Here is a 15,872-nt window from a genome sequence, read left to right as displayed (position 1 = left end):
GGTTGTTTTTGTTTATTACTTAAAAAATTACTAATACGACAAATAGTCCAGTACCCTCTCCAGTGCCATACCGCGTGACCCCTTTATAAGAATCGTACTATTTTCGATAGTTATCATCTTTAAATCCGTTGAAAAAGAATCAAATGATTCATAAAAATAAAATTGAGGATTAGCCACCTTACTTAAATAAAACGCCGCACCAATAAAGAAACATTGTACTGCTTTTTCATTCAAAAGAGAATCAACAACTTCCTGATGTTCTTTTGTGCTTTCTGCCCCTAATTCAAACATATCTCCTAAGATCATTATTTTATTAGCACTTTCTAATTGAAGGAAATTTTCAATCGCAACAGCCATGCTACTTGGATTCGCATTATAAGCATCCAAAATAATCTGATTTGTTCCCTTTGTCAACAATTGCGATCTATTGTTTTCAGGGATATAACATTCTAAAGCTTCTTTAATAGACAAATCGTCCACTTCGAAGTACTTCCCTATAGTTATTGCTACATTTAAATTATTGGCATTATAAAGCCCTATTAAATGAGATGAAATTAAAACATCAGAATAACCAATTTCCACAAATGGATTCGCTTTAACAGATGTAATACACACCTCTGCGTTATCCCTATTCACACCAAACGAAAATGACATTAGATTCTTCGTTTTTTCAACTTGAATAGAATCTTCAACGTTTACAAAAACTGTTTTGTCGTTTTGAGACAAATAATTATACATTTCACTTTTGCCTTCAATAACGCCAGCAACTCCCCCAAAACCTTCCAAATGCGCTTTGCCAAAATTCGTTATGTACCCATAATTAGGTGTTGCAATTTCGCAAAGAAATTCAATTTCTCTTTTATGATTGGCTCCCATCTCTACAATACCTATTTCTGTTTCTGCATTGAAAGACAACAAAGTCAGGGGGACTCCAATATGATTATTAAGGTTACCAACTGTTGCTTTTGTTCTGTATTTTTTAGAAAGGACAACATGAATTAACTCTTTTGTGGTTGTTTTCCCGTTACTTCCAGTAAGTGCAATAATAGGCAGATTTAGATATCTTCTATGAAATTTTGCTAATTCCTGCAAAGTGGCCAAACTATCTTCCACCAAGATTGTTCTTTCATCAACATAATACGATTCATTGTCAATTATGACATAAGACGCTCCCTTCTCTAAAGCTTCTACTGCAAATGTATTGGCATCAAAACGATCTCCCCTTATGGCGACGAAAAGCGAATTAGATTCTATTTTTCGTGTATCAATTGAAACTGATTTACAGTCCAAAAACAAACTATGAATTTTAGCTATATCCATTTAAAAACGATTAAAAAAAAAGCCCTAATGAAAGGGCTTTTTGTACAATTTATAAAAAATTAATTTCTTGCTGATTTTCTTTTATCAGATTTCGGACCAACTCTTGACATTGCACACCTAAACCCAATATAATCTGTAGCCATATCTTGTGGAAAATACCTTCTTTGAGCAGGATCTAACCAGTAGGCCCTATCTCTCCACGAGCCACCTTTATATACACGAACTTTATCGTCTATCAAAGTTGTTCTCTTACTTGATCGATCGTATTTTCTAACCATCTGTCCTAAACTATCTGTGCTTATATTATCATGGACGGGAGAATTATACATTCTTGCACTCGCTTTTTGCTTCTCTGTGTCAGATTCAGAAGATCCAAAATCGTAATATTTAGAAGACTGCTTATCACCATCTCTATAGTTTATATTATTACTCTTATCAAAATTCTGTCTTAAGTACGTTTCGTTTTCATCAACAGGAACCTGAGCAATTTGACCAGGGAAACTTCGTACAATAATTTTTCCGTTACTTAAAGTGTCCTTTTTCATAGTCTCTAAAGTGACAATTTCAACTTTACCGTCTGCACCAATTTTATTTTTAGTATATCGGTTTCCTCTAAAATAGTTAAAATCATTTGCTTCATTGTCTATAATAGGTCGGTACACATCGGCAACCCATTCGGCAACATTTCCAGCCATATCATACAGCCCAAAATCATTTGCTGGATATTTTTTAACGGCATTGGTTATATCAGCTCCATCATCAGACCAACCTGCAATTCCACCGTAATCTCCATTACCTTGCTTAAAGTTGGCTAATTGATCCCCCTTACTTTGTCTTTTCCCACTACGAGTATAACTACCGGACCAAGGATATTTTTTCTGCCCTTTGTAAATATTATACTCTCTCTGCCCCACATCTGCCGCCGCTGCATATTCCCATTCAGCCTCCGTAGGAAGTCTGTATTCAGGCAAGATAAGACCTGAAGACCGTTGTGCATATACATTTTTTTGTTCAATAACTTTTCCAGCTTTTCCAGCTTTCGGACTTTTTCTCGCTCCTGCTTTTAAAACGATTTCTTCATCTCCTCCGTATGTCATTGTTGGAGCTTTCAAATAAGTCTCCGTGCTAAAAGAACTTTCGGCAGAGACGTCATTTGTTTTGGCGCCCTTTTTTAAGTACCCATTTTTTTCAAGAATAGCTTCATTTACACGATCTGTTCTCCATTGACTAAACTCCTGAGCTTGAATCCAATTTACACCAACTACAGGGTAATCCGCATAAGCAGGATGTCTTAGGTAATTATTAGTCATAGTTTCATTATAACCTAGTCTATTTCTCCACACTAAAGTATCAGGCGAGGCACCTTCGTATATATACCTATAATTCGCTTCACTGGGCGGGAACACATTTTTCAACCAATCTAAATATTCCAAATACATAAAGTTCGTAACCTCAGTTTCATCCATATAAAAAGATTGTACGTGCTGCTGCGTCGGAGTATTATTCCAATCATGCATAACATCGTCTTGTACCTTACCCATTGTAAAGGTTCCTCCCTCAACAAAAATTAATCCAGGACCAGCAACTTGTTTTTTACCGCTCGAGGCTTTTTTACTGTCAACATTCCAACCGGTAGCTCTTGACGAATTTTTAGAACTTGATTTTTTACTGCAACTGGCAAAACCAATAATCATTGTTACTGATAGCATCAATCGCAAGGCTATAATTTTATTTACTTTCATATTCTTTTAAAGGTAATAATTTACGTAATGCAATGTAATAATTAAACAATTAACCGACAACATCGTTTTAAATAAATTCAGATTGATCATTTGCATAAGCTGTGTGATACAACTCAAACGCAAATTTATACTATTTATTATTTGTTTTTATACTAAAAGATATATTTTTACTCAACATATCAATTAACCATTCTTTCAATTTAAACAAATAATGCAAAAACTACTTCTATATAGTTTGTTACTCCTTTCTTATCTGTCCTATGGACAAAATAAAGGTGATGTAACTATTGAATGGATGGATAAAACTACCATTTCATTTGGAATTTATAAAATCTATATCCCCCTGTTCAAAGGCAACAGCTTTAATTATGATCCCTCTGAAAAAAAACTTACCTATACCTTAGAATTAACAACACCAGTCTTTGCTAACGAAAACAGCATCCAAATTACAAACGTGGTTTACGAATCTATTACTGTCACTGAACTTGGCGATTTAGCCCCTGAAAACATACCAAAAAAAATAGTATCTTCCTTAAGAAACACCCAATCAAGAAGTCTCACACAATCATTTCTCAGTTTATCCCCTATAGTGAAAGATGAATACGGTTTTAAAAGAATCAAATCTTTTTCTTACATCATCAGTAACACAATCGCTAAGATCTCTCAATCAAATAAATATGCAAATTTAATAACAAACTCTGTTTTAGCCACTGGAGATTGGTATCGTTTTTATATTGAAAAATCTGGTGTTTATAAAATATCCAAAAGCTTTCTGCAAGAAATAGGCATCAACTTGAATGCTGTTGATCCTACAAAAATAAAAGTTTTTGGAAACGGAGGAAAAATGCTGCCTCTGTTAAACAGCATTTATTACCCTTCAGATTTAACCGAAAATGCAATCCAAATTATTGGAGAAAACGACGGAAACTTTGACGCCGAGGATTATATTTTATTCTATGCCGAAGGTCTCGACACTTATAATATAGAAAGTCAGACCTATAATAATTTATATGATAGTAAATCATATTACTACATTACTACCTCAGGCGATGATGGAAAAAGGATTAAGGAAACAAATCAACCCGCTGGTAACAGCACCGTAAACGTAACTGCTTTTGATGACCATCAGTTCCATGAATCCGATTTAATCAATATTGCAAAACTAGGTAGACAATGGTTTGGTGAATCTTTTGACGTCAAGCAAGAACAGGAATTTGAATTTAATTTTCCAAACTTAGACGTCACAATCCCTGTTAAAATTAAAACGACCACAGCATCGGCAGCATATACCTCTACTTCGTTTCTGGTTTCCTCCAATGGTCAATCCATTGGCAACATATCCTTTCCTGCGATAAATACCAATTCAGAAACTGAATTTAATGTTGGTGCTTTGCCCAGTAACACCTCCTTTACCGGATCAGAGAATATAAAAATAAAACTAAGCTATAATAATAATGGCGTTCCTGGCTCAAAAGGCTTTCTGGACAATATTCAGTTAATTGCCAAAAGAAAACTTCAAGGAGTTGGAAAACAATTTAACTTTCAATATGACGCATCAATTGCCAGCTTAGGAGTAGTCAATTATACCTTGTCTAACGCCGCGGCCATTAGCCAAATTTGGGATATTACCAACCTGTATGATGTAAGTAAATTTGAAAACAGTAATCAACAGTCCTTTTCCTTCAAAGCAACTTTGGGAGAACTACGAAAATATGTCGCTATTGACCCTTCTGATTACTACATTCCATTAAAAGAATACAATTCTACAGTCCCTAACCAAAACATAAAAGGTTCCGTTTTCAAAAACAATAAAGGTCAATTTGAAGATATTGACTATGTGATTATCACTCCAAATTCTTTAATTACGCAGGCTGAAAAATTAGCTAATTTCCACCGATCTTATTCAAAGTTAAATGTTAAAGTCATTACAACAGAATCAATATACCCAGAATTTTCTTCGGGAAAACAAGATATCGCAGCAATTAGAAATTGCATCAAATATATTTATGAAAACGCCTCTACTTCGTCTAAGAGAATAAAGTATGTGAACCTTTTTGGGGATGCATCTTATGACTATAAAAATCGAATCGCCAACAATACGAACATCGTTCCTATATATCATGCCCTTAACAGCAATACAACAGGAGAAGCTTCGTTTGCATCTGATGATTTTTATGGACTGATGGATAATAATGAGGGTAATATTGTTTCTTTTTTTGGAGGGATTGATATTGCCGTTGGAAGAATGATTGTGAATGGACCACAACAGGCAGAAGAAATGGTGAATAAGGTAATTGAATACCATGATATAAAATCATATGGAAGTTGGAGAAACAATTTCGTAATGATCAGCGATGATTCAGACATAAGCTATGACGCTAATTTGCAAAGCAGACAAAACAAATTAGCCGATATAATAACAACCCAAAAGCCCTTTTTTAACATCAACAAAATCATTTTGGATTCCTATACGCAAGAGGCATCCGCTGGAGGTTTCCGATATCCAAAAGCGAGAACAGATTTATTTAATGCATTCGAAAAGGGAGCCTTGGTCTTTAATTATTTAGGACACGGGGGTGAGGACGGTTTATCTGCAGAACGAATTTGGGAAAAAGCTGATGGACAAAATTTAAGCAACCAGTATAAATACCCTCTTTTCATAACAATTACCTGCGAATTCTCCCGTTTTGATAATCCTTCGAGACCAACAGCTGGAGAATATACCTATTGGAATCCAAAAGGTGGTGCTATCGCCATGATTACCACAATTCGTTCTATCGGGCAATTTAGTGCCGAAAATTTTAACGATTTATTCTCTGAAAAACTATTCTCTTTTGGCTCAAGCCAATATACCTCTATTGCGGAAGCGCTAAGAATATCAAAAAACAGTAACCCAAACAGCGCTACAAATGTAGTTTTCTATTTAGGCGATCCTGCCTTGATGCTTGCGATACCGAAGCCAAAAGTAAAACTTACAAAAGTGAATGACATTCCGGTATCGCAAACAACAGATAACTTCAAATCATTGGCACGCATGAAAGTGAGTGGAGAAATAACTGATGAAAATGACATCTTGTTGACAAATTACAATGGTGAAGTTTCCACTAAAATATTTGACAAAACCATCTCAAGGACTACATTAAATAATGACGGTAATAGTCCACCAATAAATTTTAACACTCTTGGTGAAACCATTTTTAGAGGAAATGCTTCTATTACAAATGGTCTCTTTGAATTTAGTTTCGTAGTCCCAAGAGACATTCGGATTCCACTAGCTGCCGGGAAAATCAGCTTCTATGCTAGAAAAGATCAGACATTAGAAGACGAAACTGGCTTTAACACTAGTATTCAGATAGGCGGAATTAATGAAAATGCGATCGAGGACAATATTAGCCCAAAAGTTAAGTTATATATGAATGACGAAACTTTTGTTTCTGGCGGCATTACAAACGCATCCCCATTTCTATTGGCTTTTCTCGACGATGAAAACGGAATCAATACCGCTAGTGGCATTGGTCATGATATTGTGGTAATTTTAGACGGAGACGTGAGTAGTCCCTACCTACTAAATGATTATTATCAAACAAAGCTCGATGATTATACTAAAGGAAGCCTCCGCTTTCCTCTGCGTAATTTAGAGGTTGGCTTACATACTATTACATTTAAGGCGTGGGATGTATACAACAATCCCATCACTACTGAAATCCAGTTTGTGGTAGTTGGCGATGAATCTATAACCTTGACACATGTATTGAATTATCCTAATCCATTTGTTAATTATACTGAGTTTTGGTTTACACACAACAGGCCTTTTGAACCCCTAATGGTACAAATACAGGTTATGACAATAACGGGGAAAGTAGTCTGGACAAAAAATCAAATTATCTCAACTGATGGATTTTTATCAAAAGAGATTACATGGGACGGCAAAGATGATTTTGGCAATAAAATAGGAAAAGGAGTATATATCTACAAGCTAACCGTCACATCTACCCTAACCAATAAAAAAGCAGAAAAGTTTGAAAAACTTGTGATACTTTAATAATAGACTATATTTGTTTAATGAATCTTTACACCAAATGAGAAAATTAATACTTTTTACAAGCTCCTTACTCGCGGTCTCTTTTGCACACGCTCAAGATAGAGTAATCACAACTGCTGTTCCTTTTTTATTGGTCTCGGCTGACGCCAGGGCGGCAGGTATGGCAGACATAGGAGTCGCCACTTCGGCAGATGCTTTTTCGCAACAATGGAATCCCGCGAAATACGCCTTTGCAACTGACAAGCAAGGGGTTTCTATAAGTTATACTCCATACCTTACAGATTTGGCAAATGATATTTCTTTAGGGCAATTAACGTACTACAATAAAATAAGTGAACGAAGTGCTTTTGCAAGTAGCATTCGTTATTTTGGTTTTGGTGAAATCGAATTAAGAGAAACTGGAGACCCTACCGAAGTACCAAGAACAGTTGCTCCAAACGAGTTTGCAATTGACGGTTCTTATTCCTTAAAATTAAGCGAAACATTTTCCATGGCAGTTGCGGGAAGATATATTCGTTCTAATTTAAAAGTGGCTACCGATATTGGAGATGCATCTGCAGCTAATTCATTTGCAATTGATGTTGCAGGGTTTTATCAATCAGAAGAGCTGGCATATAATGAATTTAACGGAAGATGGAGAGCTGGATTTAACATTCAAAATCTAGGTCCAAAAATCAGTTATGATAACAACGAAATAAGCACCAACTTTTTACCGGCCAATTTAAAAGTAGGAACGGGATTTGATTTTATTTTAGACGATTATAATAAAGTCGCAGTAAATCTAGAATTCAACAAATTATTAGTACCTACTCCCCAAAATCCAGATTTAAATGGGGACGGGACAGTTAGTCCAGAAGAAAGACGCCAAAATTTAGATAATTACCGATCTATTGGCTGGGTTTCCGGCGTGTTTAAATCATTTGGAGATGCGCCAGACGGTTTTAGCGAAGAAACTAAAGAAGTAACTTATGCTGTAGGAGCCGAATATTCATATCAAGACTCTTTTGCTATGCGTTTAGGTTACTTTCATGAAAGTCCTTTAAAGGGTGCGAGACAATTCTTCTCTTTAGGAGCAGGCTTTAAATACAATGTTGTTAAGGTAGACGTCTCTTATTTATTTTCAGCTTCAAAAGTTAAAAATCCATTGGAGAATACATTACGTTTCTCTCTTACTTTTAATTTTGGAGATAAATATGATGTATATTAGCACTTTCTAAATTCAAATTAACTATCCAAATTTCAATATCATGAAATTTGGATTTTTTTTCCCAAAAAAACAATGAGAAAAATTTCTATTACCAGCCAATTTTCGGCTTATAGCACACTTCAAGAATTACCTAATGACGTCCAGAACCTTATGGAACAAGCTGTAGCTATTAGAAAAAAAGCCTACGCGCCATATTCAAAATTCCGAGTAGGTGCAGCCCTTTTATTAGACAATGGAAACACGGTTCTAGGCTCAAACCAAGAGAATGCAGCATATCCCTCTGGTCTATGCGCCGAACGTGTTGCTATTTTTCAAGCAGGAGCTATTTATCCTGAAGCAAAAATTTTGAAAATGGCTATCACTGCAGCTTCTGACTTCAATAAAACAATAGCCCCTATTCCTCCATGCGGTGCGTGCAGGCAATCAATAGCTGAATATGAAACTCAGCAAGAAACACCAATAGAAATTTATTTCATGGGAGAAACAGGGGACATATATAAATCCGATTCGCTAAAAAACTTACTGCCTTTTATGTTCGACAAAAACTTCTTGTAAAAAAAACAAAAAAACCCTTTTAATTTTACTCCTTAGATGTAATGTCTTATTTTTGCAACTCGCAAATTTGTGTGAGGAGACTCTTTTGCGTTATAGGTACTAGTTGAAAATACAATAAAAACTTTAGCAAAAGAACAATTGAGATGAAAGAAGTTACACAAGAAGTATATTTAAAGTGGTATGAAGACATGCTGCTTTGGAGAAAGTTTGAGGACAAGCTTGCAGCATTATACATACAACAAAAAGTCAGAGGCTTTTTACATCTATATAATGGACAAGAAGCAGTATTAGCAGGTGCATTGCACGCAATGGACTTGACAAAAGATCGAATGATTACCGCTTATAGGAATCATGTTCAACCTATCGGAATGGGTGTAGACCCAAAACGTGTAATGGCTGAACTATTAGGAAAAGTTACCGGAACATCTAAAGGAATGGGTGGTTCCATGCATATTTTTTCTAAGGAACACCGTTTTTATGGTGGGCACGGAATTGTAGGAGGACAAATTCCTGTGGGAGCAGGATTAGCATTTGCAGATAAATATTTTGAAACAGGGTCGGTAACATTAACCTACTTTGGCGATGGCGCAGCTCGACAAGGTTCTTTACACGAAGCCTTTAACATGGCAATGCTATGGAAATTACCAGTTGTTTTTATCGTTGAAAATAACGGTTATGCAATGGGAACTTCTGTTGAAAGAACTGCAAACCACACGGATATATGGAAACTAGGTTTAGGCTACGAGATGCCTTGCGGACCAGTTGACGGAATGAATCCTGTAAAAGTAGCGGAAGCGATGACAGAGGCTATTGAAAGAGCAAGACGAGGAGACGGACCAACATTCCTCGAAATGAAAACGTACCGTTATAGAGGACACTCCATGTCAGATGCCCAACTATATCGTTCTAAAGACGAAGTGGAAGAATACAAAAAAATTGATCCTATTACTCAAGTATTAGACTTAATAAAAGATCACAATTACGCAACTGAAGAGGAGATTACAGTAATCGAAAAAAGGGTAAAAGCTCGAGTACAAGAATGTGTTGATTTTGCTGAAGAATCTGATTATCCACCAGTGCAGCAGCTTTACGATGTCGTATACGAACAAGAAAACTACCCATTCATACCTCATAAACTATAAAAATATTATGGCGATAAAAGTAACAATGCCTCGTTTGAGCGATACTATGACGGAAGGAACGGTAGCGACTTGGCTTAAGAAAGTAGGAGACAAAATTAAAGAGGGAGATATCCTTGCCGAAATTGAAACCGACAAAGCAACTATGGAATTTGAATCCTTCGATGAAGGAACTCTATTATACATCGGAATTCCAGAAGGAGAGACAGCATCTGTAGATTCTTTATTGGCTATCATCGGTGACGAGGGTGAAGATGTAGCTGCTTTAATAGCAGAAAAATCAGCAACTGAAACGAAAGCGACTGAACCGGAGACAGAAAGTGATCCTGTTACATCTGAAACTAAAAAAGAAGAAAAAGCAACATCAACCTCTTTACCAGAAGGAGTTGTTATAGTTACAATGCCTCGTTTAAGTGATACCATGACAGAAGGAACGGTAGCAACTTGGTTAAACAAGGTAGGAGATAAAATTAAAGAAGGTGATATTTTAGCTGAAATCGAAACAGATAAAGCCACGATGGAATTTGAATCTTTCAATGAAGGTACTTTATTATATATCGGTATTCAAGAAGGAAATGCGGCACCTGTTGACAGTTTACTTGCTATCATAGGCCCTGAAGGAACAGACATCACTGGTATTGCTGAAAACTACAGTACTGATGCTCCAGAAAAATCTTCAGATACAACTGAAGAAACTACGTCAGCTCCAGCTGAAGAGGCAGCACCAGTTACTCCAGAAGCAATGACTGATGGGACACGAATTTTAGCTTCTCCATTGGCCAAGAAAATTGCAAGTGACAAAGGAATTCAGTTAACACAGGTAAAAGGCACAGGCGAAAATGGACGTATCGTTAAGAGCGATGTTGAAAACTTTACTCCAGCTGTTGCAGTACCTCCTACTCCAGCGCCAGCTGAGAATGCTCCGCAAGCGCCGGCTGCACCTGCACCCGTAGCGAAAGTATTTGTTCCAGCAGGAGAAGTATTGACAGAAGAGATTAAGAATTCGCAGATGCGAAAAATCATAGCTAAACGATTAGCTGAATCTTTATTCACTGCACCTCATTACAACTTAACTATTGAAGTTACGATGGATGACGCAATAAAATCTAGAGCAATTATTAATAGCATTCCTGATATAAAAGTTTCTTTTAATGATATGGTCATTAAAGCATGTGCTATGGCATTAAAGAAACATCCAAAGGTCAACTCTCAATGGAAAGAAGAAGCAATTACAATCAACCATCATGTTAGTATAGGTGTTGCCGTAGCTGTTGAAGACGGTTTAGTGGTACCTGTATTAAAGTTTACAGATGCAATGAACTTATCTCAAATCGGCGGAAGCGTTAGAGACTTAGCTGGAAGAGCTAAAAACAAAAAATTATTACCAACCGAAATGGAAGGAAGTACTTTTACCGTGTCGAATTTAGGAATGTTTGGTATCGTAGAATTTAATTCTATTATCAATCAACCTAATTCTGCTATCCTATCAGTAGGAGCTATTGTAGAGAAACCAGTTGTTAAAAATGGTGAAATCGTAGTAGGAAACACCATGATATTATCTCTTGCTTGTGATCATCGTACTGTTGACGGAGCTACTGGAGCACTGTTTTTACAAACATTGAAACAATACATTGAAAACCCAGTGACGATGCTTGCATAATAACTGATTCTGCATAAAACTAAACCCGTCTTGAGTAATCTTGACGGGTTTTTATTTTTACCGCAAATCAGTATTGCTTCTATGTACTGGTTTTCAATATTGCACACTAATTCGTATTGAATTGAAATTAGTTTAGTTGCACAAATAAAGCTAGGATTACATAATTAATTACGTAAATTTGAATTCTGATATAAATATTAAGAAAAATCGTTAAAAAAGGAAACTATAGATATTCTAAAAAAATAATAATATATTTCCTGATTCATTCGTTTCGAGAAGCGACTATATTGTACACCTACCATATGAAATGACCGATAGTTACTAACTATCTATGGTCAAAGCTAGATGTTGAAGTAACACCTACCTAATTTTAACACTTTTAATGCATAATACAAATACCAAAGTAAACAAATTATGAAAAAATTCTTTGACAAGTTTCTATCTGAAAAATTTAGGGAACAAACAGAGCGTATCATCGTAGGAATCGCTATTGTCAGTTATTTGGTGCATTTACTGCTTATTTTTCTCGTAAATCAAGACATTATTCATATTGCCTCAAAACTGACAAAAAACCCAATTTCAGCCGTATATACCCCATTCTCTTTCATTCTAGTTTATGAAGTCTTCTTATTGGTGTTTTATCTTCCAAGTTCCACTTCAAAATACATAGGTAAGCAATACGAGATCATAACCTTGATTGTAATTAGAAGACTTTTCAAAGACATTGGTCACATCGAACTATCCTCTGGATGGTTCAGACTGGAAAACGACCTGCAATTCATTTACGACGTAATAACTACACTAATTTTATTTTTTCTGATTCAACTATTCTATAAAAAAATTAGAAAACAAGACAATGCCGAAACCAGTAGAACCCCTAAGGAAAAAGTGAAAATCGGAAAATTTATAAAATTAAAAAAAGTAATAGCAACTGCATTGATCCCCGTTTTGATTGTTCTTGCATTGTACTCGTTTATTAACTGGTTTATAGCCTCCATGCAGGATAATGAAAGCCATATAAACAGCTTTAAAAATATTAATAATATTTTCTTCGAAGATTTTTTTATGCTTCTAATTATCATTGATGTATTACTGCTACTATTCTCATTCTTTCATTCTGATCGGTTTCACCAAATCATCAGAAACTCAGGATTTGTTATTTCAACTATGTTAATAAAGTTGTCATTTTCGATGGAAGGACTCGTGAATAACGTTTTGATTGTAGGCGCGGTGCTTTTTGGATTATTCATTCTGATCATACATAACTCATATAAAAATAGTACAATTCCAGATCATTAATACTTTTCGCCATAGATTGAATGAATGAACGAAAGTAAAATTACCAATTCTAATTCCGAAGTATTTGATATCGACTAGTTGGCGATTACATACCAAACATGCCAAAATCTGCCATCCTATTGGTAGGCAATATTTTCAAGAAACAATTTGTTGAAAACGGTGTAATTGCTTTATCGAAAACTTTCATGCCATCTCTCACTTGTAATCATAACACCATCGATAGAGCTCAAGTAACTCAGTTATTACATACATTACAACAATACATAGAACCTAGTACCTGTCCTTAGAGATAATCTAGTTCTGTATAAAGTAAAACCTGTTTTGAACAATCATCAAGCGTTTTTTATTTGCAAGCCTCAACACCTCCACTCCCTAAAGCTATCGGAATGTTACAACGGGCTAGCGCTGTACATTATATCTTTTACTCCATTGCATTCTATAAAAGAATGTCGCTTGCGTCGTTCATGCAAAAATAATAGTACTACAATTTACATGTAAAACTAATATCGAAATAGGTAAATACACAAACTAATTATAACTCTTACGACCTGGTTTAGCGTATAGTTTTTGCTGATTTAGTAAAACCCTAATAATAATAAAAACACTCCACCTAAAAAGACTTTAAATTTAGTCATACAAAGCATATCATCCGCTTCCTTTTTATAAAATCTATTTTGCTCATTATTAAAACTCCAATAATTCCTAGGAAAACATCAGCTAAGAAAGTTTATAGTCCATCAAAAACAATTCCATCGCACCAACAGGCTAATTACATCAGTACTTTTTATTCTTCTCCTCAATCCACATCGACATATACTTAGTACTTTTCAAAGTATGATATTGCAGTAATGATCCCATAAAATTGTTTAAACGATGTTGCCGTAAATTAGATTGTAGTCCTATTACTTTTTTTTTAAAATCATCCTCAAATAAACCGCTTAAATAACGATTATTAATAATATAAATTCCGTTTTGTTGAGCTTGAAGCCAAAGCTTTTCATCTTCATATAACAATACCGCTTCATTTACAAAAACTTCTGGATCGTCCGTTATAAAGCCATTCCATGGTAAGTCTCCATGCATCGATTCGGCTCCAATAGATGTTGTAACGCTTGGCGTACCACATTGCATAGCTTCTAATAATTTCCCTTTAATTCCTGCTCCAAAACGCAAAGGAGCCAAAACTAAACGGGCATGTTGAACTACTTCATTTGCATCAGCAACACGACCTTTTATTATAAAACCTTCCTTGATATTATTTAGTTGCAATACTTTTTGCGACGGATAAGCCCCAGAAATATTTAAAACTGCTTCTGGCAATTCTTTTTTAATTAATGGCCAAATGGTTTCTTTCAAATATTGAACCGCATTCCAATTGGGTTCATGAAGAAAGTTACCAATAAAAACAAAATTCTTTCTTTCTTCAAATGACGGTAGTTTAACTAAATCTTTACTGTTTAACGGATCCACTAAAAAGGGCAAATAAAACAACAGCAAACTATCAATTTTGAATATCTCCGTAAGCAAATCCATTTCATATTCAGAAATCATCAAAGACAAATCACAACGCAATATACTAGCTATTTCTCTTTTGGCTACTTCTTCTAAAAACAAATCAACTTCCATAAAAGGTCTTTTCTCTTTAAATGCTTTCTGGCGAGCTACTCGCAAACAATGTAAATCCTCTGTATCTAATAATCGTAAGGCGTCTGGACAGTTTTCGCTTACACGCCAACCAAACTGCTCTTCCATCATAAACCGATCAAACAACACCACCGATGGATTTAGTTCTTCTACGAAAATATCAAAACTAGAACAATTTAAAGTAATTGTTTTTTTATCTACTCGATCTAATTCAAGGTCAACCATAAAATCACTATCCATCGCGGGACTTGCAAATGTCACAACAAATCCTTCCTCTTTAAAAAGAGCAATCAACTGTAGCATCCGGGTCCCGGCAGCAGAAGAATTAGGTTCTGGCCACACACTACCAATTATTAAAAGCTTTTTCAACTGATTCATCTTAGTATTTAATTAAAGCTACAAAATAATACAATTTATACCATTTATTGTTTGAATTTACTGTAAAATAAAATGATGATTTTATTCTTTAAATAAAACAGAAAATTAGAGCGTAGCTTTTGTTACGGTTTTATTTTATGTTGAAATAGAAAGGAAAAAAGTGCATTTTACACCAGTAAATTCAAATGTTAAATGGTATTATATCTCTAAACCATGATTTAAACAAGAAATCAGAAAGAAAACACTAATTTTGTATTAATTAAATAATATGACATGTTAGGATTAAAATTAGCAACAGACCCAAGATGGGTAAATATAGTCGAATCAAATATTGAAGAAATTTTGACAGACCATGCCTGGTGCGAACAAAAAGCCGCATCAAATGCAATAAGTCTCGTTACTTATAACTCAGAACTGGAAGAATTAGTAACTGAACTATTAGTTATTGCTCGTGAAGAGCTGGAACATCTCCAAATGGTACATGATTTAATCAAAAGTAAAGGTCTGACACTAGGCAGGGAGCGTAAAGACCATTATGTAAATGAACTTTTTAAGTTTATGAAAAAAGATGGCAGTAGAAAAGATGCTTTATGCGATCGATTGTTGTTTTCAGCTATGATTGAAGCCCGAAGCTGTGAGCGATTTAAGGTGCTTTCAGAAAACATTAAAGATCCTGAATTGGCAAAATTTTATAGAGATTTAATGATCTCAGAGGCTGGGCACTATACTACATTTCTGGGCTTTGCCAGAAAATATGCTGACAATGTTGATGTTGACAAGCGTTGGCAAGAATGGATTGATTTTGAAACATCCATCATTGTAAACTATGGAAAAAACGAATCCGTTCACGGATAGTCAGTAAAGAAATAAGTATATAAAAANAGAG

At 35.2% G+C, this 15,872-nt stretch carries 11 protein-coding genes; 8 read left to right on the top strand and 3 right to left on the bottom strand.

Annotation, left to right across the window (positions count from 1 at the left end):
• Nucleotides 1-30: 30 nt before the first annotated feature.
• Nucleotides 31-1,320, bottom strand: a complete 1,290-nt coding sequence (locus A3SG_RS0113885; protein ID WP_016990616.1) for a UDP-N-acetylmuramoyl-tripeptide--D-alanyl-D-alanine ligase — start codon at nucleotides 1,318-1,320, stop codon at nucleotides 31-33.
• A gap of 59 nt (nucleotides 1,321-1,379) precedes the next feature.
• Nucleotides 1,380-3,062, bottom strand: a complete 1,683-nt coding sequence (gldJ, locus tag A3SG_RS0113875; protein WP_016990615.1) for a gliding motility lipoprotein GldJ — start codon at nucleotides 3,060-3,062, stop codon at nucleotides 1,380-1,382.
• Between the two features lie 211 nt (nucleotides 3,063-3,273).
• Between gldJ and porU the strand changes: the two genes are divergently transcribed.
• The 7 genes from porU to A3SG_RS23150 all read left to right on the top strand — a co-directional run bounded on the left by porU (nucleotide 3,274) and on the right by A3SG_RS23150 (nucleotide 13,251).
• Nucleotides 3,274-7,104: a type IX secretion system sortase PorU gene (gene porU / locus A3SG_RS0113870; RefSeq protein WP_016990614.1), complete on the top strand. Its 3,831-nt coding sequence runs from the start codon at nucleotides 3,274-3,276 to the stop codon at nucleotides 7,102-7,104.
• Between the two features lie 37 nt (nucleotides 7,105-7,141).
• A complete protein-coding gene (porV, locus tag A3SG_RS0113865; protein WP_016990613.1) occupies nucleotides 7,142-8,311 on the top strand; it encodes a type IX secretion system outer membrane channel protein PorV in 1,170 nt (389 codons plus the stop codon).
• Between the two features lie 72 nt (nucleotides 8,312-8,383).
• Complete coding sequence (gene cdd, locus A3SG_RS0113860) at nucleotides 8,384-8,866, top strand: cytidine deaminase (RefSeq protein ID WP_016990612.1); 483 nt, start codon at nucleotides 8,384-8,386, stop codon at nucleotides 8,864-8,866.
• Between the two features lie 143 nt (nucleotides 8,867-9,009).
• A complete protein-coding gene (gene pdhA / locus A3SG_RS0113855; RefSeq protein WP_016990611.1) occupies nucleotides 9,010-10,008 on the top strand; it encodes a pyruvate dehydrogenase (acetyl-transferring) E1 component subunit alpha in 999 nt (332 codons plus the stop codon).
• Nucleotides 10,009-10,015: 7 nt separating this feature from the next.
• The gene (locus A3SG_RS0113850; RefSeq protein ID WP_029596823.1) at nucleotides 10,016-11,665 is read left to right on the top strand and encodes a pyruvate dehydrogenase complex dihydrolipoamide acetyltransferase; all 1,650 of its coding nucleotides are present in this window, start codon (nucleotides 10,016-10,018) and stop codon (nucleotides 11,663-11,665) included.
• A gap of 414 nt (nucleotides 11,666-12,079) precedes the next feature.
• Nucleotides 12,080-12,964 carry a hypothetical protein gene (locus A3SG_RS0113845; protein WP_016990609.1) on the top strand — a complete coding sequence of 295 codons (885 nt, stop codon included), beginning with the start codon at nucleotides 12,080-12,082 and terminating at the stop codon, nucleotides 12,962-12,964.
• Between the two features lie 98 nt (nucleotides 12,965-13,062).
• Nucleotides 13,063-13,251, top strand: a complete 189-nt coding sequence (locus A3SG_RS23150; RefSeq protein WP_016990608.1) for a 2-oxo acid dehydrogenase subunit E2 — start codon at nucleotides 13,063-13,065, stop codon at nucleotides 13,249-13,251.
• Between the two features lie 487 nt (nucleotides 13,252-13,738).
• Here the strand turns inward: A3SG_RS23150 and A3SG_RS0113835 are convergent, their stop codons facing one another.
• A complete protein-coding gene (locus A3SG_RS0113835) occupies nucleotides 13,739-14,986 on the bottom strand; it encodes a glycosyltransferase (RefSeq protein WP_016990607.1) in 1,248 nt (415 codons plus the stop codon).
• A 273-nt stretch (nucleotides 14,987-15,259) separates the two neighbouring features.
• Here A3SG_RS0113835 and A3SG_RS0113830 point away from each other — a divergent pair, with 273 nt between their 5' ends.
• On the top strand, nucleotides 15,260-15,841 hold the full coding sequence (locus tag A3SG_RS0113830) for a tRNA-(ms[2]io[6]A)-hydroxylase (protein WP_016990606.1): 582 nt from the start codon (nucleotides 15,260-15,262) through the stop codon (nucleotides 15,839-15,841).
• Nucleotides 15,842-15,872 lie beyond the last annotated feature (31 nt).

The sequence above is a fragment of the Flavobacterium sp. ACAM 123 genome, assembly GCF_000264055.1.
Lineage (GTDB): Bacteria > Bacteroidota > Bacteroidia > Flavobacteriales > Flavobacteriaceae > Flavobacterium.
The sequence above is the reverse complement of the archived record's forward strand: the minus strand, read 5'-3'. Positions and strand labels throughout refer to the sequence as shown.

What these genes read in the sequence shown, in the direction of transcription:
- gldJ (WP_016990615.1), bottom strand. Translation starts at nt 3,062, where the DNA reads ATGAAAGTAAATAAAATTATAGCCTTGCGATTGATGCTATCAGTAACA.
- A3SG_RS0113850 (WP_029596823.1), top strand. Translation starts at nt 10,016, where the DNA reads ATGGCGATAAAAGTAACAATGCCTCGTTTGAGCGATACTATGACGGAA.
- pdhA (WP_016990611.1), top strand. Translation starts at nt 9,010, where the DNA reads ATGAAAGAAGTTACACAAGAAGTATATTTAAAGTGGTATGAAGACATG.
- cdd (WP_016990612.1), top strand. Translation starts at nt 8,384, where the DNA reads ATGAGAAAAATTTCTATTACCAGCCAATTTTCGGCTTATAGCACACTT.
- A3SG_RS0113845 (WP_016990609.1), top strand. Translation starts at nt 12,080, where the DNA reads ATGAAAAAATTCTTTGACAAGTTTCTATCTGAAAAATTTAGGGAACAA.
- A3SG_RS0113885 (WP_016990616.1), bottom strand. Translation starts at nt 1,320, where the DNA reads ATGGATATAGCTAAAATTCATAGTTTGTTTTTGGACTGTAAATCAGTT.
- A3SG_RS0113835 (WP_016990607.1), bottom strand. Translation starts at nt 14,986, where the DNA reads ATGAATCAGTTGAAAAAGCTTTTAATAATTGGTAGTGTGTGGCCAGAA.
- porU (WP_016990614.1), top strand. Translation starts at nt 3,274, where the DNA reads ATGCAAAAACTACTTCTATATAGTTTGTTACTCCTTTCTTATCTGTCC.
- porV (WP_016990613.1), top strand. Translation starts at nt 7,142, where the DNA reads ATGAGAAAATTAATACTTTTTACAAGCTCCTTACTCGCGGTCTCTTTT.
- A3SG_RS23150 (WP_016990608.1), top strand. Translation starts at nt 13,063, where the DNA reads ATGCCAAAATCTGCCATCCTATTGGTAGGCAATATTTTCAAGAAACAA.
- A3SG_RS0113830 (WP_016990606.1), top strand. Translation starts at nt 15,260, where the DNA reads ATGTTAGGATTAAAATTAGCAACAGACCCAAGATGGGTAAATATAGTC.